This is a genomic window from Maribellus mangrovi (assembly GCF_037646455.1).
In the GTDB taxonomy this organism is placed as follows: domain Bacteria; phylum Bacteroidota; class Bacteroidia; order Bacteroidales; family Prolixibacteraceae; genus Draconibacterium; species Draconibacterium mangrovi_A.
Map to the genome: position 1 here is coordinate 141,866 of NZ_JBBIXN010000007.1, position 22,495 is coordinate 164,360.

The window sequence follows — 22,495 nt, forward strand, 5'->3', positions numbered from 1 at the left end:
GGATGATATTAGAAATCAGCTCCCTGGGTGAGCATCGAAGTGGCTGATTTGACAAATTCAGAAATCTGTTTTCGAACGAACTGAAACTATCAACATGTGCACAAAAATAAGACTAAGCCTGGTTAGCTTGATGATTATATTAAGTAGTCTCAACAGCTGCGATGTTAGGCATGATGATAGTAGTCAAAAACAACTGTTCGATCTGAACTGGAAATTTAATCGCGGTAATTATGTTTTTGCCACCGAGCTTGAAATGAACGATAAAAACTGGCGGGATGTTGATCTTCCACACAATTGGAGCAATGACAAAAAATTACTGTTAACTACCTCAAATACAGCTGCCGGCAATGACTCTTCAGGAATAGGCTGGTACCGCAAACATTTCGAAATTCCCAACAACTGGCACGAGAAAAGCATTCTTATTAATTTTGAAGGAATCTGCGAACAAAATAAGATTTTCGTCAACGGAATTGCTATCAAGACTCCACAACATGCAAAGTGCGTATTTGAAGCACCGCTTAATCCTTACCTGAACTTCGATGGCAAAAATGTAATTGCAATTCAGGTAATGAATACCAAACAAGAAGACGGAAACTGGAGTGCTGCTTCCGGAATATACAAGCACGTTTGGCTAATTATTAAAGATCCTCCGAAAAGCCAGAAGAAAGATTGAATTTTCTTATTTCTTTGAAGGTCCTGTAACCTAATTTACCAATGAATGACGTGCGTACTGTTATGCACATTTTCTGATTACCTTTTGACGAGTTTGTATTTACCTTAATAATCGGGTAAAAGTACTTTTGTAGCCGACTTATGAATTTAACGATCATATTTTAAGATTGAGAACTAAACAAACTGTTCATCAAAGATGTTTTCTATCTTTGGCCGATCTTCCTTTAAAAAATCTTCCGGGAAACGGTAATTCCACCTTGTGGATTTTAAATTCAAAGCAAAAATGACGCATAAAATTAGTCAGGAATAAACAAGCTTATGATGAAAAAAAATAAAAGAACATATACCATATTGCTCTCGTTATTGATCTTACTGGTGAGCAATGCTTCAATGGCTCAACGTTTTATGGAAAACCTCGATCATGGCCTGGTTGCTGTAAAAAAACCGGGTGGAGTAATTGTAAGTTGGCGAGTGCTTGGATCAGAATGGGATGATGTTGCTTATAACTTGTATCGGGATGGTTCATTAATTAATAGTGAACCAATAACCGGGGCCAGTAATTTGTGGGACAGGAACGGAGAATTAGGTTCAACTTATACCATCAAGACGGTAATTGATGGATTGGAGCACGAAACAAACGAATCGGCAGATGTTTGGGAAAAGAATTACATCGATATTCCTGTCAGGGAAATCAATGAAGGTTCTTACATCCTGAACGATGCATCGGTAGGAGATTTGGATGGCGACGGTGAATACGAAATTGTAGTGAAGCGACTTGCTACCGACGGAGTGGAATCCAACTATTATCACTACCTGGAAGCTTACGAATTGGACGGTACTTTCCTGTGGGCGGTTAATATGGGTCCGAACATTTACAACGATGTGGAATTCAATTTTTTGGTATGGGACCTGGATTGCGACGGAAAAGCTGAAGTGATTCTGCGTACTTCTGATGGTTTTATCGATGGCGAAGGAAACAATATTGGAGATGCTGACAATGATGGAACCATCAATTACAGATATTCCATTTCATGGGTCGGATATCGTCAGGAAGGCCCCGATTACCTTTCGGTTTTAGATGGACAAACCGGTAAAGAACTGGACAGAGCAACTTATATTCCAAGAGGAGATTTAGGCGACTGGGGAAAAGCAGACGATGGTGGACACCGTGCAACCAAATGTATGTTTACGGTTGCCTACGAGGACGGAAAAACACCCAGTGTGGTATTTGGCCGTGGTATTTACGAACGAATTGTAATGGAATCGTGGGATTTCAAAAATGGAAGTCTGAGCAGAAACTGGCATTTCGACACCAACAATAATCCGGACTATGCAGGTTCGGGCTACCACAATCTCACACAGGGCGATGTTGACTTCGATGGAAGAGACGAAGTGGTTTACGGATCGATGGTTCTTGATGACAACGGACAGGGCTTGTATTCAACAAAATTAGGCCACGGCGATGCCCAGCATTTAACCGATATAAATCCCAACCGCGATGGACTGGAATATTTTGGATGCCTCGAAAATGCGACAGGTGGAGATTACCGCGATGCCGGAACCGGTGAGATACTGCATTATACTAATATTGGTCGCGATATGGGCCGGGCAGGCTGTGCCGATATAACACCCGATTATCCGGGCAATGAAATGTGGGGCCCCAGTGGTTTCCCTTTTTTGAGTTCAACCGGCGAAGCGATTTCAAATTTAACTCCTCCCGGTTCAATGAACTTTTTTATCTGGTGGGATGGCGACCTTTCGCGCGAAATGCTCGATCATGCATGGTACAGCAACTACGGAGTTGGCACCATTACAAAATACAACAACGGCGCCAACACGCAACTTCTTTACGCCGACGGGACCTTGTCGGATAACTGGACAAAAGGAAATCCGTCGTTAAGTGCTGATATTCTTGGCGACTGGCGCGAAGAAGTGATCTGGCGAACTTCGGACAACCGTGCTCTGCGTTTGTACATTACTACTGATATTACAACGACAAAAATTTATACTTTAATGCACGATCCGCAATATCGTGCAGCGATCGGGTGGCAACCCAATTCATACAACCAGCCTCCTCACCCAAGCTTTTTTATTGGAACTGATATGGATTCAGTACCACCTTCACCGATTCTTTTTCCCGGTCAAAAGGTTTGGACCTCAGGGAAATGGGACACTGGATCGAGTTCGGCATGGACATTGGATAATGTTACTGCAACATTTGAAGAAGATGATAAGGTGCTTTTCGATATTTCAGGCGACAGCAATACCGATGTAGTTCTTGAAGGCACTATTACACCGGCCGATATTCGGGTTATCTCCCCCACCGATTATGTTTTTTCGGGATCCGGAAGTATCGAAGGGACAACAGATTTGACAAAATCAGGTAGTGGAAATCTAACGCTGAACAACACGAACAATTACAACGGAGTTACCCGGATTTGGGATGGACAGCTGACCAATAACGGAGTACTTTCGAATAGCAAAGTTTACGTAAAACGTTTTGCCAACCTCGCAGGAAATGGTTCTTTTAACAAAGGCATTGTACTGGAGAATTACGCCAACCTGATTGTAAGTGATTCCAGGTCGGCTGCTGACACAATGTTTGTAAGCGGAACATTGGAAACCAACGCCAGTTCAACCATTTTCATGGATCTTACAGATGATTATGAAGCGATTTCCAAAGTAAACGATTTGATTGTCGTGGATGGCATGGTGAAAATAGCCGGAGCAACTTCCATCGATATAAATCGGATAGACGGTGATCTGTCTCCTGGCGAGTATGTTTTGATGACCGTTAGCGATACCTTGCTCGGAAACCTTGAAAACATAACGATCGACGGTATTTCAGGAGTTCCGTACACGCTTGAATTTAATGATCACCAGCTAAAACTTGTGGTGGCGAATACCCGTACTCCCGGGAAAGTAGTTTGGGAAGGTGCGGTTGACAACAAATGGGACCTTTTCAATCGCCTGAACTGGTTAAATGAAGGATCGGCAGATTATTTCCTGGGTGAAGACTCGGTTGTTTTCGACGATAACGGACAGTCAACATCCATCGAAATTCTGGAAGAATATGCCATCAGTCATTTCCTTTTCGATTCAGATAAAGATTATAGTATTTATGGCTCAGGTTCTTTTACGGGGCAAGCAGATCTTGTAAAAAAAGGAGCAGGCAGTTTGACCATCGGAACTCAGAATACCTACACAGGTGCGACAATTATCGAAGAAGGAACGTTAAGAGTTCCGGAATTGACCAATGCCGCATATCCTTCGGCCATAGGAACTGCCTCAGTTGATGCAGCCAACCTCGTAATTAATGGCGGAGAACTGGAAGTAACCAATACTGGTAATATTACTACCGACAAAAGCATTACTCTTGGCGAGAACGATGGCGCAGTAAAAATGAACAGTTCGTCTTCGAACCTTACCATTTCAGGCTATTTAAGAGGAAATGGGCGGCTCATTAAAAACGGAAGCGGTACCTTATCCATCCAAAATAACAATTCACACAAAGGAACCGTCATCAATCAGGGGACAATTCAGTTAGCTGATGATGCTGCGAACATCTCGGGACTTGGCGATACTGTTACTTTTAATGGTGGAACACTTGCCATGAATGATAATTCGGGTACGTGGACCAATGGTTGTGGCTGGCATATAGTAGTACCTGAAGGAAAAACCGGAACACTAAGGCTGGACAGCAGAAGTGAACTTACCGGAAAGCTTGTAGGTTCAGGAAAACTGATTCTGTTTACTCCTTTCGTGCGAAGTGATTTAAGCGGAAACTGGTCGAATTTTAACGGAACTATTGAAGTTACAACAGATGGTGATGGAGGAGACTGGCGAATCAATAACAGTTATGGTTATGAGAATGCTTCAGTTAAACTAAACAACAACGTTTATGCGTACAACCTGATAAATGTTAATACCAAAATTGGCGCTCTTTCAGGAAGCAGCGGTGCCACCCTGGCTTCGGGAACATGGAGTGTCGGATACAACAATGCGGATGCAAGCTATTCGGGTTTGATCACCGGATCATCAAACATCAATAAATATGGTAAAGGAAACTGGACAATTTCTCACGCCAATGACTACACCGGTGGAACAAATGTTTACGAAGGCATTTTAACTGTAGCCAATTCTTCGGGGAGTGCCACAGGATCGGGTGGAGTTTTTATTCGTGCAGGTGCTACGCTCGAAGGCAACGGATCCATCGACGGAACTGTAGGGATATATGCAGATGCCACCTGCAATTTGGGGGCCTTAGCCAATTTAAACGGTATAGTAAATGTTCAGGGCAGCCTTATTGGAAAAGGAAATATAAACGACAGGATAACGATTTTATCGGGCGGTATTCGTAAAGGAGATAATATTTTAAACGGACCGGTAGTTGTTCGTTCCAGGGGTACACTTTCGGGCGAAGGAAAGGTGAATGGCGAATTAACACTTTTCGATGGAGCCACAGTTGCGCCGGGAACAGACGGGATTGGAACGCTGGAATTTGCAAAGGAAGTGACTTTAGCCAGTGATGTGAATTTGGAAATCGAGATCAATAAATCATTTGAAGAGAATGACGCACTGAAATCTGCCGAAATAATTACCCTTGCAGGGATTTTGTCAGTTTCCGAATTAAGCGGTAATCCGTTTGAAGCCGGAGACAGCTTTAAAATTCTGGATGCCAATAGCATAGAAGGCACTTTTGAGGCTATAGAACCTGAAACACCAGGCGAAGGTTTGAAGTGGGATCTTTCGGGTATCGCAGAAGGTATTCTTGGCGTAACAAATATAACGTCTGTAAATGTGCTTGAAAACGATGACCTGGTTATTTATCCAAATCCGGGAGAAGGAACTTTTTACTTAAAACTGAAATCGGCGGACGTCATAAAATCCATTTCAGTTACGAATTTAGAAGGGCGCACAATTTATTCTGATGTTCCCAATTCTTCCCGGCGAATTAAATTGGATTTGCAAGATCAACCGGCCGGAATATATTTCTTAAGTGTTCGTTTTACGGATAAAGAAATCATCAAAAAATTAGTTATTCAGTAGTTTTTGCTCATTTTATTGCAGGCGACAAATTCATTCAGTAACAACAGGAAATTTTCGTGTTCGCCAAAGTCAGGTTTAAGGATAAAAAATTTGCAGAGTTTAAGATTCTCATTTGACCTATTCATGACGCATTTATAATGATCCCCTTGTTAGTTTTGCCGGGGAGAAACAGACTGTATTTAAACCTATTTTGTTTGTTTCGGTTTTAATATAAAATAAGACCAATGAAACTAAGAAAGCTAACTACACTTATCTTGCTAATCCTGATAACGTTTAGTATTCCGCTTGGAGCGCAAAATATTAATCAAACTGATGATATTGCCAGTACCAGCGATAATATTCAAGCCTTCCCGCCTACTGATCGTACGGTCAATTTCAATCTTTCTGATGCTGGAGAACACAAAGACGTAAATTGGGGATTAGATTTGGCCTGGCGCGACAAGAACAATATAATTCGCGGAATGGCATTTATGGGCCACGATAATGTAGACATCATCCGGTCGTCGTTTATGCCAACCAACCCTTTGCTTGGAGATACAGCATTACAGGGCGATGCTTTGACTTATACAAAAGAACGAATTAAAATTATCAACGATTTGTTGGGCCCAAATACTAAGGTATCGCTCAACAGCGATCACCCAAGCGTACATTCCTATTTTCAGGGGAATGCTGCTAATTGGGCAAAGCTGATTGATGTAACAGCAAAAATGCATCAGCAGGCCGGATTCAATGTAGTAACAGTTTCTCCGTTTAACGAACCTGATTATGGTTGGGGACAAGGCACTATTGATGATTTTTATAACATTATTCGTGAACTGAATAAAATTTCCAGATTCGACTCGATTCGAATTTCAGGGGGAAATACACTGAATAACGACGAAGCTTTATACTGGTACAATTACCTTAATCCGGCCGGGCTCGAAGAAGGCAATACCCATCAGCTTGCAGGAATTTTTGACACTTATGCCGCATTCTTTGAGGCCGTTAGGGCCAACGATGATCATGCAACTGCCGACGAAATGCATAATGTGATGGATGCTATGGTTGGCCTGGAGTACGGTCTGCAAACCGGAATATGGTGGGGCTGGGCTGAATACACCCGGGGAGAATTTTGTAAAGCAACAAGAGGTGAAAGACTGGGTTATGCAGAACATCGACCTAACTGGACTGCGGCATCGGTTTACAGGGGTACAGATGGTAAAGTACAGGCATTTTGCGGCTCTTCTGAAAGACAGGCAGTAACAACCACTTACACATACATTTCGAAAGACAGAGATGTTTTTTATGACGGCTATGGTCCTCAACGACAATTTATTCTGGAAATGCCGGGTGGAACCGGTTACCAGCAAGGACAAACCAATGCAGAAAAAGTGATCAACATTACCTGGGGTGATGATATACAACCGGCCATTAACGGCAGATACTTGCTTGTAAACCGGAACAGCGGCAAAGTAATGGAAGTTGCGGGAGGATCAAGCGCTGCAGGAGCAAATGTAAGACAGGCAACCAGTACAGCTGCCAGCTATCAGCAATGGAATGTCACTCCGGTGAACGCTCGGATTGGTGGCGATTTCAGTTATTTTTCGATAAAAGCCGTAAACAGCGGCAAATCGATTGATGTTTACAATTGGTCGCTGGATAATGGAGGAAACATAGCTATCTGGGATGACACCAGAGGAGCTAACCAGCAGTGGTATCTTGAATATGCAGAAGACGGCTGGTTTTATATACGAAGCCGACACAGTGCTTTGTGTTTAGAGGTAGCCAACAACAGTACTGCAAATGGAGCAAACATTCAGCAATGGGAGCTTGATGGTGGACATAACCAACATTGGCGCTTAATCCCGGTTGATGCTGCAGTGGAATTCGAAGCCCCTGCCCCGCCAACGAATCTGATTGCCACAGCTAATGCTGCATCTGTTCGCCTCGACTGGACAGAAAGTACTGAAGAAGATGTAGAAGGATATACCATTTTTCGTTCCGAAACTGCCGGTGAATTTTACAATACCATTGCCCGTAATGTAAAGTCAACAGCATTTGTCGACAACACTTGCACAGCCGGCGTACAGTATTTTTATGCGGTGAAAGCAATAGATAAATCGTTAAACAGTTCAGCATATTCAGCAGAAATTGAGGCGACTCCTACAGCTGAAAACGATCTTGTGGTACATTTCATGTTTAATGAGAATACATTGGATAGCAGTGTCAACCTGAATCACGGGGCCACACTTGGCGAAATCGCCTATGTTGAAGGGAAAGTAGATGCACAGGCAATTTCGCTAAACGGAGATGACGCATTTATTCAGTTGCCCCCCACTATCGCTAATCAGGAAGAGATAACCATTAGTACATGGGTTTACTGGAATGGAGGCTCACTTCTTCAACGTATTTTTGAGTTTGGAAATGATGACTCAGGCTACATGTATTTGACACCTTTTATGCGATTTGTAATAAACGACGGAGGATCAGAGAAAAGACTAAGTGCTTCGTCCTTGCCGGAAAGCGAGTGGGTACATGTTGCTGTAACCCTCGGAGAATCAGGAGCGCGAATGTACATGAATGGTGATTTGATAAAAGAGGAAACGTCTGTTACAATCCGGCCTGTTGATTTCAAACCGATATTCAACTATATTGGTCGCGACCAGAAAAACATTCGCTTGTTTAATGGGCACCTCGATGATTTCAGGATATACAATTACGAATTATCCGGTGAAGATATTTCCGCAATTTATGAAGATGTTAAAACGGATATTTCGGTAAAGACTGTGAGTAAAACAAAACTTTTAGTATATCCTGTTCCTGCCGATAATGTACTGAAATTTAATTATGATTCCGCTACCAGTCCAGGCGAGTCGGACTTGAAAATTTACGATGTTTATGGAAATATTGTATTACAGAAGACATTAAGAAACAAAGAGAAAGGAGAAATCAATGTTTCAGGAATGCCAACGGGAACTTATATTCTTCAATTGAACAACGGAGCAGAAATAGTAACTAAAAAGATTGTAATGCAACACTAAAACAAAAAGTATCAAAATCGATGTCGGAAACATTTAAAAATAAAGATTTCCAGTTCAAACAAGGTACTTTCAAATAAAACGACTAAATTCTGAAATTGAAACTGAGCTAAACAAACCGATAATAGAATTATTTATGGCACAACAGAAACGAACATTCAAATATTCCAGATCATTTTCAAAATATTTACTATTAGCAGGGCTATTTTTAAGCAGAACCTTATTAGCTTCTGCCATTGAAAAGGAGATGGTCGACAACCTGGTAAATGAGGACCGGGTGCTTTCTTCGGCCATCGAATTACATATAATTTCTGCCGAATCGCCATTGGTTAACAGTACCGTCAACCTTGAACATGAAGATGCCTGGTTGTTTTTCGATAATATCAGGCCATCTGAGGTTATTGCCACCTATACTTCTTCAGTGAAGATTAATGGTGCAGTTCTGAAAGTTGGTTCGAACGGGCGAGTTGCCATTTACGGGCAAGGAACAGTAATTATGCCTTTTCCCGGCTCTTTTAAGCCATTGACTGTTTATACCGAAGAAAATTTCGATGGAAATTCTACCCAACTTTCAATTCAAACCTATCACAACAACCTGGGAGATTTCGATAATGTCATCAAGTCGTTTAAATTGAAACGTGGATATATGGCAACCTTTGCCAATAACGCTGATGGAAGTGGTTACAGCCGCGTATTTATTGCCGATGAAGCAGACTTACTCTTTGAAGAAATGCCTGGAGAGTTATTCGGTTCTGTTTCGTTTATACGAGTTTTTAAATACGAGTGGGTTAGTAAAAAAGGGAAAGCCGGTTGGAATCCAAATGACATTAACTCTCCTACTTATTACGACTGGAACATTGGAGGCAGTTCGTCGAGTGACGTGGAGTATGTCGCTATTCGGCAAAATGGAGGATGGCCTTCGTGGAGTGCGATTAATGAAAAACAGAATATAACACATCTTCTCGGGTTTAACGAGCCCGACAGGCCGGACCAGGCTGACATGAATTTCCAGGCCATGATTGATCAGTGGCCCGAAATGATGAAATCAGGTTTAAGAATAGGTTCGCCCGCCTGGTCGAATCCCTGGGGAGGAAATGGTGGTAATCTTTTCGATTTCATAAATAAGTGCGACGAACTGAATTACCGCGTCGATTTTGTAGCATTGCACTGTTACTGGGGAGGAAAATCGCCGCAAAACTGGTACAACGACCTAAAATATATTCATGAACAAACCGGGCGGCCATTATGGATAACGGAATGGAACAACGGTGCGAACTGGACCAACGAATGGTGGCCCGATGACAGCAAAGCATATACACCGGCCAATGCCCAAAAACAATTGAACGACATGAAGGGAATCCTTCAGGTGTTGGACACGGCTAGTTTCATCGAGCGTTATTTCATTTACGATTGGGTGCAGGATTGTCGCGCGATGGTATTAAATGGAGAATTGACACTTGCAGGCGAGTATTATGCACAGAATAAATCGGAGATTGCATACAACAATAAGAAGGAAGTAATACCACACTGGAATTACAAATCACCTGAACTTTCATACCGGTATTTTTCGTTTAGAAATTCAATTCGGGTAAGTTGGACGAATCCAAACGGAGAACTTTCCCGGCAATATATACTGCAAAGGAAAATTGATGAAGGGGCATTCGAAACCACTTTTACAACGGAGGATCCTTCAGAAGACTTTTATCTTGATCCGCTTGATCCGGAAATTTACGGTACCATTTCGTATCGGGTAATGTTGCAGACGGCGGATGGAAATTTTAAGACATCCAATATAGAATCTTACTATCAAACAGCAGGTGAAGATGAAATTCAGGTTGGAAATTTTAGTGTGGACAATTCGGATATAAATACAGCGGTGTTTCCCGTAAAATATTCGTCAACGCCTATTGTTTTGCTTGGTATTCCAACTATGAATAACAATGTAGCTATGACCCAGAGAATAGGCAGTATTTCAACCACACAATTCCTGTTTAATTTCTTTCCGTGGTCGTACATCGAAAATTCGGGATTGAGAAGACCCGAGGTTCTTTCGGCGCTGGCACTGCCGGCCGGTGCACACGATTTAAACGGACTGCAAGCCGACGCCGGTTCGGTGTCGGGAGTGACTCGTGAATGGGTTTCTGTGACCTTTGATGAAGCGTTCAGTGAAGCGCCGGTAGTATTTTGTACTGTTGGCACCCGGGTAAACTTTTATCCACTCACGGTTGCCGTTAGAAACGTGACCTCCACCGGATTTGAAATCAGCCTGAAAAGTGAAGAAACAAATACGGCAAGTTTAACCGGAGAAATAGTTAATTATCTGGCTGTTGAACCCGGCACCGGGGGAATAGACGGAAAGCGCATAACGGTTGGAAAAAATTACGGAGGCCAACTTATTTCAACAATCCCCATCGAGATAGTTTATGATTCCAGCTACTCCGAGCCGGCTGTTTTTGCAGGTTTATTGTCTTCAGAAGATAATTTCGCTTCTACATTACGCTATTCATTAACCGGAGATTCCGGAATCGAGCTGAAAAAACAACGGGAATTGTCGGGTGGCGAATCAGAAATGAAAGCCGATGATTTTGGTTGGATGGTTATGGATTTGGCCACCGATCAACCCGACATCGGAACAAGTATTGGAGAAATCGGAACTGAATCCCCGATCAAATTTTACCCCAATCCGGCAAAAGATGAAGTATATTTTAACTTTATTTCGCCAACATACATTGAAATTTTTGATATGACCGGACGAAAAATGCTGGGATCGAATGTTGTTTATTCACTGAATATCAGATCGCTTCCAAAAGGAATTTATTTGATGAAAGCAGATGGAAAATATTTTGGCAAATTGATTAGTGTAGATTAAACATTTAATGTATATTTAGTTGCCTAACTAAAAGGTGAATTTTGATATATTGAGAAGCGCGTTTAAACGTTTTATGCGCGAAAAGTTGAGTGGGCAAAGACAATTTATTATATTTAAGACAGAATCGACAGCAGCTTTAACTTCATTTTTAAATCGATATAGAATACTGAAAAATATCGATAAAAATGATGTAAAATTATGCTGACGAATTTGTAACTATTGAAAGGTGAATATGTAAACATTTAAGAAACTTTAATAAATTTAACTTTCCAATTCTTGATATAAAAACTGATAAAAACATTGTTAAATCTAAATTAGACAACTATGAAGAAAAATTTACGCTTACTTTTAATGACAATTTTTATGGTCGGAGGAATGCTCTCCTCTTCCATGAGTTTTGGTCAGGCAACCCTAAAACACCAGTATACCTTTGAGGAAGGTACCTACGAGGGGACAATCGTTTACGACCAGGTAGGTAACGCTGACGGCGAACTTATCGGTGATGCCGTAAGTATTGACTCCGGAAAGGTAACAGTTACAGGTGCTACGGGTCAGTTCGACGGATACGTTTCGCTCGATGCCGCAGAAATCGCACTGTATACCTACGATGCTATTTCGATAGAAATGTACCTTGAAACCTTTCCATCAGCCAACTCAGGCTACACCATGTTAACCTACTTCGGTAACAATAATGCAGGTGACCGGAGTTTCTGGTTTCAGCCAACAATTAATGGGAATGCATCGAGAGTTGCAGTCAAAAACACCTCTCCTGTTGCGCAATTGGATGGGACTGAAGTGGATGATGGTGATCCGCACCACGTTGTGGCTATCTTAACCCCGGATGATGTAAAATATTACTTAGACGGGGTAAATGTTGCTCAAGTATCTACCAATGGAACAAACCATATTCCAGACCTTGATACTGTTATCGCTAACATTTTCAAAGGATGCGACGGATGGACCGACCCGAACTATAACGGTTCTGTTCTGGAATTCAACATTTACGATGGCGAACTTGATGCATTTACAATCGGACAACGTGCCGGTGTATATTTAGGACTCGATCTTTACAATGCATCCCTGGATACTATTACAGTATCACCTGGTACTCTGAATCCAGCCTTTACTTCCGATAATGATTTGTATGAGGTAGAAGTACCTTATGGAATTACATCGGTAACCTTTACTGCAACACCAACTGTTGGAGGAGCTAGTTTAACCATGTACAATGGTTTGGGAGAAGAACTGACAGATGGAGTTTTAACATTTGACAAGGAACTTGGTGAAGTTCTGGAAATCGTAGTTACAGCACTGGATGGAAGCACTGAACAAACTTATTTAGTTGATGTCTTCCCTGAAGCGGGAGAATCAGCAGCTACATTATCAAGTATAGACCTTTCAGCCGGTAAATTGATCGGTGATTTCGATATGTTTGATACCGCTTACGTGGCACTCGTTCCTACCGGAAGTGCTTCAGTTGATGTTACGGGTGTTCCAAACTGGGAAGGTGCAAGTGTTACAGGTGACGGAACCATTGCCCTTACCGATGGTATGGGATCAACTACAATCACTGTTACTTCGGAAGATGGCTCAGCAACAATGAGTTACACGCTCGAGATATTTGAATCAAATTTCGAACCTGGAACCGACGTTTATCTCGTACATGAGACTAATGGTTTTGTAGCCACCGAAAGCGGTGATACGACATTTAATCAGATTATACTTGCTGAAGCCGTTCATGATTCAACTCCGCAAATCTGGCAATTTGTGGAAAGCGGTGTTGCGGACCAGTATTACATCATGAACAAAGATGGTCATTATATGGCTCTCTCTAACTCAGGTGCTGTTTACGACATGGAGGTTTATCCTGAACTTCCTGGTGATCCTGACAGTGCACGTTTTATGGTTAATGAATTTGAGCCCGACAGGTTTAAGATTATTTCAGTTGCCAGACAAACTGCCAGTGCAACAGCTAATATGGTTGGACCAAACAATGGTCAGCTTGGTTCTGCATTGTTCAGCGACAAAGCTCCTGGTGGTGTTTGGGATGCCGCAGGATTTACTGTTTGGAACATTAAATCTCCGGAAGATGTGGTTAGTGCCTACGAAACTCACCTCTCAGCCCTCACCATGACCGGTGCATCATTCAAACCTGCTTTCGATCCTGCTTACACTTCATATATTGCTTCTATTCCTGCTGGTGTATCTTCAGTTGAAATAGCTGCAACAGCTATGGATGCTGCCGCAACAGTAACAGGTACCGGAACGATTGATGTTTCAGATGGTGCAGGTGTAATAACCATTACCGTAGCAGCTTCTGATCCTCAATATACCCGTGAATACAAAATTCATTATATGTATCCGGGCATCAGACACCAGTTCACTTTTGAAGACGGAACTTACGATGCAAACATGGTTTATGACCAGGTAGGTTCGGTTAACGGAACAATTGGTGGCGACAGTATAACTATTGCTGATGGTAAAGCTACGGTAAGTGGAGCTACATCCAACAGTATGGGATGGATTTCTATGGATGGCGAGGCTCTGGCACTTCACACTTTCTCTGAGATTACGATAGAGGTGATGCTTGAAGCTCAGAACATGGCAAATTCAAGCTATACCATGTTAACCTATTTTGGAACTTCTACTCCGGGTAACGGTTGTCTTTGGATTCAGCCTTCAAGAGCCGGTAACGAGACCAGAGTTGAAACAAATAATGGAAACAATACGATTAACGCAGTTTTATCCGGATACGAAATTGACGATGGACTGAAACACCACGTTGCTGTAGTACTTGACAAGGAATCGCTGAAGTATTACCTCGATGGAGAAATTATTGCAGAATCATCTACTAACGGAATGGATTATATCAGTACCATTGGTACCGATGTAGCCAATATCTTCAGGGGAGTTGATGGATGGAACGATCCTAACTACAACAGTTCGCTTTATGAATACAACCTCTGGGAAGGTGGATTGGATGAGGCCACTATTATGGACCGTGCGATAGAATTCCTGGGCGATGCTTCACGAGATGCAACATTGTCGTCGTTGACTGTTGATGTTGGGGAAATTATTCCTGGATTCAACCCTGAGGTAACAAGCTATGAGGTACTTGTTCCTGCAGGTACAGAGACGGTTACAGTTACTGCCGTGCCAAACGATGAAAATGCTACAACGGTTGGTGATACCATCGTAGATGTTTCTTCAGGTAAAGGTAGTACTGATGTTGTGGTTACTTCCGAATTTGGTACTCAAATGACATACAGCATCACATTTAGTACACCGGCAGAATACACCTTAATGCATTCTTATACGTTCGAAGAAGGTACCTATGAAGATACCACTGTATTTGATCAGGTGGGAGATGCTGATGGAACCCTGATTGGTGGTACTATTTCAGGTGGTGCATATATTGCTTCAGAGGCTGGTGATCATATTACTTTCCCTGCGGCTGATATGGCTGTTAACATGTATCCGGCAATCACGGTGGAAATTCAAACGATGGATGATCCGACAACTACCAATGGTTCGAATACCATGTTAACCTATTTCGGTAATACCAATGCTTCCAATAATTATGGTTATAATTATTTCTTCACTTCTTTAGGCAACGGTGGTAATACCAGAGCAAGTATAAGTTGTGGGGACGATTCAACTCCTTGGTCTGTTGAATCTGGTGTTACAACTCCAAGTGTAATGGACGATGGTAATCCGCATCATTTGGTTGGAATAGTAACCGAAGATGAAGTTAAGTTGTATGTTGACGGTGTTCTGGCTGGTACTACTGCATTGGCTGAAAACAATTCACTTAGTCTGGTTGATATTACCTACGCCTATTTGTGTAAAGGAGGCTATACAGCTGATCCGACTTATCTTGGCGAGGTTCATGAATACAACATTTACTCCGGAGCAATGGATGGAGCTACCGTAGCTAAACATGCTAAACAATACTTAGGAGGTTTGACCTTAATGCATTCCTACACATTTGATGATGGAACAGCAGATGATGTTGTTGGCGATGCAGACGGAACCCTTATGGGAGCCGGAACAATCGCAGACGGGGCGTATACTGCCGCTGCTAATGGAGATTACATTGAACTTCCCGCTGCCGATATCGCAATCAATAATTACTACGCAATTACCCTGGAAAGCTACATCTATAGCGATGTTGATAATACAGGTGCGACTATGATGGCCTACTTTGGTGGAAATGAGAACGATGTTGGTGGAAATGGATATTTCTTAACACCTGATCGCTGGACGGAAAGCCGAACTGCTATTTCGTGTGGTAATGTTACCGAACCATGGTTAAATGAACAAGGTGTTACCGGTTCTCCGGTTGCAGTTGGCGAGAAACATTATGTTGTAAGTGTACTAACTGATTCTACAATTGCATTGTATATTGATGGTGCATTGGTTGACCAAGCTGAAGTATCAGATCCTAACTCTATTGCAGCACTAAGTACTGCAAATGCATGGCTCTGTAAAGGCGGATATTCTGCCGACCCAACCTGGATGGGTACAATTGATGAATTCAACATCTGGGAAGGTGCAATGGACTCAGCAACTGTTGCTGAAAGGTATGATGACTTTTTAACAGCGATACCGGTACAAAATACGGTTGAAGCTAACATTAAAGTTTACCCGACTTACTCAACCGGTGACTTTAAAGTGGAAACCGACGGAAGTCGTGGTATGATCAGTGTTTACAGTCTGACTGGTAAACTCGTTCTTCAGAAAGAAATCGAAAGCAGTCTTGAAACTGTTACGGTTCGCGACCGGGGAATGTACATCATGAGGGTTGAAAACAAAGAATCTTTCAGAACCTTTAAAGTCTTCAAAACAAGATAAGATTTGATGATTTAATCATAGGTAGTTAACAAGTTAAAGGGCTGTCGAAAATGAATTCGACAGCCCTTTTTTGTTGATATTCTCTTCACACCTGTAAGCCGGCATACTTTGAGGCAAACTTTTGTTTTGTCTTGATTTATGATTATTGAAATACATCACTTATTCTGACGAATTTGTATTCTGTAAAAGTTAAAAATGTTTGCCTGTTATTCTATCTCAAAAAATAACTTTGCAGCAGATATAAAGTCCTAATCTGAAAATAATATTCCGATAAAAAATGGCGAATTATGCAGCATCACTCCGGAAGAAAACTGATTGGACCAAATTCTAAAAAATGAAAAATTCAAACCTTACTAAAACGGCGGCTTTATTGATGTTCCTTTTCATTTGTGGAACAGTAAGAAGTCAAACGGATCCCGGCACTGAGAACCTGATGCATCAGTGGACATTTGATGATGGAACTGCTGTTGATGTAATCGGATCGGCAGACGGAACTTTGCAGGGTGGAGCCACAGTCAGTAATAAAGCTTTAAATACTTCTACAGGCGGATACCTGTCATTTTCGGGCAGTGAAATTGGGATTAACACTTATTCTGAACTGACAACCGAAGTTTGGTTTAAATCATCAGCCGGACAGAATACTGGTCACCCCATGTTAAGCTATTTTGGCGATGCAGATGTTGATGGCTGGAAAGGGACAAACTACATTTTCACCTCTCCTTCGAACGGAGGGAACTGCCGTCTGGCCATTTCAACGGGTAATACTTCAGAACCATGGTCAGCCGAGGACGGTGTTAATAATCCTTCCGGCACCATTGATGACGGGCAGTTACATCAATTGATAAGCATAATTGATGCTACTACGGTAAGCTTGTATGTCGACGGCGAAAAAGTGGGGTCAGCACCATTAACCGGATCGAACAAACTTTCGGCAGTAAGTACCGCTAATGCTTTCTTATGTAAAAGCGGATATAGCGGCGATGAACTTTGGAAAGGCTACACTCAAAAATATTCCATTTACAACAAAGCCCTTTCAGACGATGAGGTTCTGTTTTTATATCAAACCGGGGCCGAATCTTCGGCAATAATCACTGCATCTGTATCATCTCTGGCATTTGATAGTAACCACAAAGAAGAAACAATTACGATTAACGCATTAAATCTTAATACTGTAATTACAATCTCGACACCTATCGGAATTACAGTAAATCCGACAACACTGGCTGCAGATGCCAGCAATTCAGAAGTAAAAATTACCTACGACGGAACAACACCTGTTGATGGGAATATCACATTTACAAGCGGAGAAGGCTTCCTGGAATTACCCGTAAGATCCTATTCAAACGACTGTTTTACTCCACTTTACACCGATTTAACAAATCTGGTCCCTGATCCGTATGTCAGCATGCTATCAGCTTTTACCGGATGGGGAAACAGAAGCATCAACAGCGATCCGGACTACATATATTGCGGAGCTACAAGCGGCAAAGTTACCGGATCAAACGGGGGATCGCTCGATGTACCTTTAACCGGAAAACTCAAACCGAATACAGTTTATCGAATAAAAGCCCAGGTTTATACCATCGGTGGAGCATTCCAGATCGGAATGTTTGGATGGTCGGCCGGACAGGGCGATTTTGTAAAAACGTTCAATACCTCCGGCTCATGGCAGGTTATAGATTTTACAATTACTACCGGATCCACGCTTGGATCTAATCAGGGAATTTTCTTCAATAATTACGGATTATCCGGAACTACCGGTTATATCGATAATTGGGAAATGTATGCCCTACCCTCCATTTATTTGTCTCAGTCTACACTGGAATTCAAAAGCCCGGGATCAAAAAACATTACAGTTAGCGGAGTGAGTTTGGAAGAAGACATTTCAATCAGCAGTCCTGAGGGATTCTCGGTTTCCCAATCGACGTTACCCGCCGATGCGAATAAAGTTGCTTTAACGATTGAATTCACCGGTACAAATTCTGCTTTAGGATATATTTATTTTGAAAGCGGTGACGTTAAAGACAGTTTACTGGTGACTGGCTCTTCTGATCCTGCCATTGAAGCATCGGTAGATTATGTCTCAGTGGACGAGATCAGTACAAGCGCTGAATTTAAGGTTAATGGGTACAACCTTAGTACCACAATCACCTTATCAGCACCCGAAGGCATTTCGCTTTCGGCAGCCTCACTACCAGCTAACACAACGGGAGAAACGGTAACGGTAACTTTTAACGGCAATGCCTCGTCATCCGGTTTTATTTATTTGACCAGTGGCTCTGCTACAGACAGCATACAGGTGTTTGCCGAACGAAACGACGAATGTTTCACTCCCTTATTTCCGGAAAGGGAAAACCTTATTGTTGATCCGACCTGCAACTCGTATTTGAGCGATGGCTGGGGAAGCAAGAGCATTAATTCCGATCCTGATTTTGTGTATTGCGGAAGCAGAAGTGGGAAAATAAGTGGCTCGGGATCGTTAGACCGACAACTGACCGGTAAACTTAAGCGCAATTCTTCCTATCGTATGAAGGCAAAAATCTACAAGGTCAGTACAACCGGTGAAAATATGGGTAAAGTTACCTTTACCATGGCTTTCGACAGTGCAGCATTTCCAGATCAATACAGGATGATAAAAACGGCTATGGACAGCGCCTGCTACTATTTCAGCAAATACACGCCATTTATCGAAAACATACGGGTTGTATACAATGCCGGTATTCCGACAGCTCAAGCCGGGTATCATGGCGAGATCGGTTTTGGAGCCAATCCACGTTACATGTGGGTAGGAACTGCCATCCATGAAATGGCTCATTATTTTGGTTCAGGGACAACCTCAGAATGGCAAAGTACAATGGTTAACGGACGATGGACCGGAAGTAATGGAAACAACATGATAAAGTCTATTACCGGAGGATCTTCACAATACGTTTCAGGAGATAATAACCCCTCGCCTGTTCACTACTGGCCTTATGGGATCAATCAAAGAGAAGAAATTACAGGACTGGGCTCTTCTGCTGTGCAAACTAAAGCCTTAGCTGATGCGGTAAAATTAATGAAAGCCATGTTGGTTGATGATTGCGAATTGCCCACCAATAATCCGGGTGTAGGATTGGGGGTGTACGGATGGGATGCAACCAAAGAAGATATTTACCACGAAGTCAATGAAAAAGAATCATGGCAGGATGTGGACTTTACATTCAGAACAGGTAATACCTTGAAATCGTCGCAAGGCGTATTTTTTAATTCAGGAACCGGTTATATCGATAACTGGGAATTGTATGAACTGTCATCCGATGCTACTTTATCCGATCTTCAGGTAAATGATAGCACAGTTATGGGATTTGAACCGAATAATTTTGAATACGATGTGGAACTGGATAGCGCTGCCATGCCCGAATTAGTTGCAGTTGGAAGCAACGAGTATGCAAGTGTTGAAGTAACTGATCCAGGCGCGTTACCCGGAACAGCTACCATAAAAGTAATGGCCGAGGATGGTGTAACAATAAATACCTACACCGTAAATTATACTTTGGCTACCGCTATCGAAGATTTAAATTCAGGCTCAATCAAAGTATATCCAACGTATTCATCCGGCGACTTTAAGGTGGAAACAGACGGAGGTCGTGGTATGATCACTGTTTACAACCTGACAGGAAAGCTGGTTCTTAAGAAAGAAATTGAGAGCAGCCTTGAAACTGTAACGATTCGCGACAGAGGAATTTACATTATGAAAGTTGAAAATAAAAAATCATTCCGAACCTTTAAGGTTATTAAATCAAAATAAGATATGATCATAGAATTGAAGGAAGATAATAGGATGACCGAAAATTCTATATTTGTGTTATGGGTCATTGAATTGCTTCAAAAGCGAGATCAACCTTAATTTATTGCAAACTGAAAAACTATGAATTGGATATTAAAAAGATATATTAAAACTGTCGTTTTATCCGCCTTTCTAATCTTTTCTACATTAATTGTTTCGGGACAGAGTTGGCCCGCAGGCATTCACGATCCGTCGAGCATTGTAAAGTGCGACGATACCTACTGGATTTTTGGAACAGGTGACGGGATTTACAGCATTTATTCAAAAGACCTGATTACATGGAGATCCGGCCCCACTCCTTTTACAAAAACGGTTTATCCGAGTTGGATCAATGATGTTGTTGGTGGTTTCCAGGGAGGTTTCTGGGCTCCCGATATTATTTACATGAACAACCAGTACTACCTGTACTATTCATGTTCCGAATGGGGAACAATGACCTCAACAATTGGCTGTGTTACGAATAAAACCCTGAATCCTGACGATCCGGATTACGAGTGGGTTGATGTCGGATTTCTCGGAATCTGGTCGTACCAGCCTGGACTGGCACTAAACGCGATCGATCCTTCGCTTATGCGTGGGCCTGATGGCAAAATATGGATGGTTTACGGTTCTTTTAATGCAGAAGGAATAGTGGTGACCGAAATTGATTCTGTTTCCGGAAAACCAAAAACATACGATGGTAACCTGCCCGGTAAAAGTATCGCCAATTCGTGGACAGGTCCGCAGAGTTCAAATTATGGAGAAGGCGAAGGAGCCTCGATGATCTACCGCGACGGTTACTACTATCTTTTTTACAATAAAGGCGGATGTTGTGCCGGTATTGCCAGCACCTATTACATGGTTATGGGACGATCGAAGAGCCCCAGAGGACCGTTCGTTGACAAAGAAGGAAAAGCCTTGCGCTTAACCGCTCAGCCCAGTGGCGGAACTGTGGTTTTCAGACACGATAATTCGCGCGGACAGGACGACAGATATTACGGTCCGGGACATTTTGGAATGTACAGCGAAAATGGTGTCGACTACGTAACATTTCATTATTACGATCCGAACGGGTTTTACCCCAACCCGGATGTAAACAACCAGGGAGGGCCGACTCTTGGATTGGCTAAACTGGTTTGGGGAGAAGATGGCTGGCCTTCAATTTCGCTCGATTTTGTGGACGAAGGTGCTTATCACGTCGAAAATGTATACAGCAATAAACTTGTCGATGTTTATTCTCATTCCTTAAACGAAGGAACTTTACTTTATCAGTATACTCCTGATAGTTTATTAAATACCCAGAAATGGGTTTTTAATCCTCTCGGCGGTGGTGAATATACCATCCAAAACTATGCCGATCCGGAAATGTATGTCGAAGCAGACGGATCGAATCTGGTGGTCACTTCAAATTATGATGGTTCGATTAATCAACGTTTTCGCACTCTGACAACTGTGAATGAGCAAACCATCATTTACCCGTCAACTGAAGATGTTGTTTGGGGACTTCCTCAACTTACAAATAGCAATAATAAACTTTATCTGAGAAGAGCGGGTACGCAAAGCTATTTGCGGTGGAACATGATTCCTTTTGAGGAAACTTTATCGGTTTCTGAAAAAAGAATTACGATTGAACATTCGGCCGGGATCGATACCAGTATTTTTGTGGAAAGTAATGGTTTGTGGAGTACCAGGGTATTTTACGATACATGGATGAGTGTGGATGCTTCGGGTATAGAAAACGACACCTTAAAACTCATTTACGATGAAAACCCGGATGCCGCTGACCGGCGAAACCGGATTTACCTGGTATCGAACGGTGGAATATCTGAAACGATTGTGGTCACCCAAAAAGGAAGTCCCAGTTCTGTTAATAACCTGAATGATAAGGGAAACGTTCTCATTTATCCCAACCCGGCTTCCAGTGAACTTACCATTGAATGTGAAGACAATGCCCTGATTTCCGTATTTACACAAACCGGGCAAAAAATTAGTAACTTCGAAATGACCAGAGGTGTTAACAAGATAGATATTAGTAGCTATAAAGGAGGGGTTTACTTTTTTAGAATTCAAACGGCTCAGAAATCCTTTGTTAAGAAGATCATAAAAAATTAGAAGCAATTTCTGATCGACGAATTTTAAAAACAGCTCATCATCGAAATTAAGAAGGTGTAACTTAATACCGCTCCCCCACTACTACTAATAAAAAAGACAAACTAAACGGTAGTTTTA

General features: G+C 42.1%; 7 protein-coding genes. All 7 read left to right on the plus strand.

Features of this window, described 5'->3' with window-relative positions; all coding sequences use genetic code 11:
- Positions 1 to 94: 94 nt before the first annotated feature.
- The 7 genes from WFY05_RS20590 (at position 95) to WFY05_RS20620 (ending at position 22,378) form a co-directional block, all read left to right on the plus strand.
- The gene (locus WFY05_RS20590; RefSeq protein WP_340114823.1) at positions 95 to 673 is read left to right on the plus strand and encodes a sugar-binding domain-containing protein; all 579 of its coding nucleotides are present in this window, start codon (positions 95 to 97) and stop codon (positions 671 to 673) included.
- A 320-nt stretch (positions 674 to 993) separates the two neighbouring features.
- On the plus strand, positions 994 to 5,721 hold the full coding sequence (locus tag WFY05_RS20595) for a rhamnogalacturonan lyase family protein (RefSeq protein ID WP_340114824.1): 4,728 nt from the start codon (positions 994 to 996) through the stop codon (positions 5,719 to 5,721).
- A 224-nt stretch (positions 5,722 to 5,945) separates the two neighbouring features.
- On the plus strand, positions 5,946 to 8,741 hold the full coding sequence (locus tag WFY05_RS20600) for an RICIN domain-containing protein (RefSeq protein WP_340114825.1): 2,796 nt from the start codon (positions 5,946 to 5,948) through the stop codon (positions 8,739 to 8,741).
- A 133-nt stretch (positions 8,742 to 8,874) separates the two neighbouring features.
- A complete protein-coding gene (locus tag WFY05_RS20605; RefSeq protein WP_340114826.1) occupies positions 8,875 to 11,607 on the plus strand; it encodes a glycosyl hydrolase in 2,733 nt (910 codons plus the stop codon).
- Between the two features lie 324 nt (positions 11,608 to 11,931).
- Positions 11,932 to 16,461: a LamG-like jellyroll fold domain-containing protein gene (locus tag WFY05_RS20610; protein WP_340114827.1), complete on the plus strand. Its 4,530-nt coding sequence runs from the start codon at positions 11,932 to 11,934 to the stop codon at positions 16,459 to 16,461.
- A 334-nt stretch (positions 16,462 to 16,795) separates the two neighbouring features.
- Positions 16,796 to 20,248 (plus strand): LamG-like jellyroll fold domain-containing protein, encoded by a 3,453-nt coding sequence (locus tag WFY05_RS20615; protein WP_340114828.1) that lies wholly within the window; start codon positions 16,796 to 16,798, stop codon positions 20,246 to 20,248.
- Positions 20,249 to 20,368: 120 nt separating this feature from the next.
- The gene (locus WFY05_RS20620; RefSeq protein ID WP_340114829.1) at positions 20,369 to 22,378 is read left to right on the plus strand and encodes a family 43 glycosylhydrolase; all 2,010 of its coding nucleotides are present in this window, start codon (positions 20,369 to 20,371) and stop codon (positions 22,376 to 22,378) included.
- The last annotated feature ends 117 nt before the right edge of the window (positions 22,379 to 22,495 follow it).

Excerpts from the sequence above, each read along its gene's own strand:
- WFY05_RS20590 (WP_340114823.1), top strand. The coding sequence starts at position 95 with ATGTGCACAAAAATAAGACTAAGCCTGGTTAGCTTGATGATTATATTA.
- WFY05_RS20595 (WP_340114824.1), top strand. The coding sequence starts at position 994 with ATGAAAAAAAATAAAAGAACATATACCATATTGCTCTCGTTATTGATC.
- WFY05_RS20600 (WP_340114825.1), top strand. The coding sequence starts at position 5,946 with ATGAAACTAAGAAAGCTAACTACACTTATCTTGCTAATCCTGATAACG.
- WFY05_RS20605 (WP_340114826.1), top strand. The coding sequence starts at position 8,875 with ATGGCACAACAGAAACGAACATTCAAATATTCCAGATCATTTTCAAAA.
- WFY05_RS20610 (WP_340114827.1), top strand. The coding sequence starts at position 11,932 with ATGAAGAAAAATTTACGCTTACTTTTAATGACAATTTTTATGGTCGGA.
- WFY05_RS20615 (WP_340114828.1), top strand. The coding sequence starts at position 16,796 with ATGAAAAATTCAAACCTTACTAAAACGGCGGCTTTATTGATGTTCCTT.
- WFY05_RS20620 (WP_340114829.1), top strand. The coding sequence starts at position 20,369 with ATGAATTGGATATTAAAAAGATATATTAAAACTGTCGTTTTATCCGCC.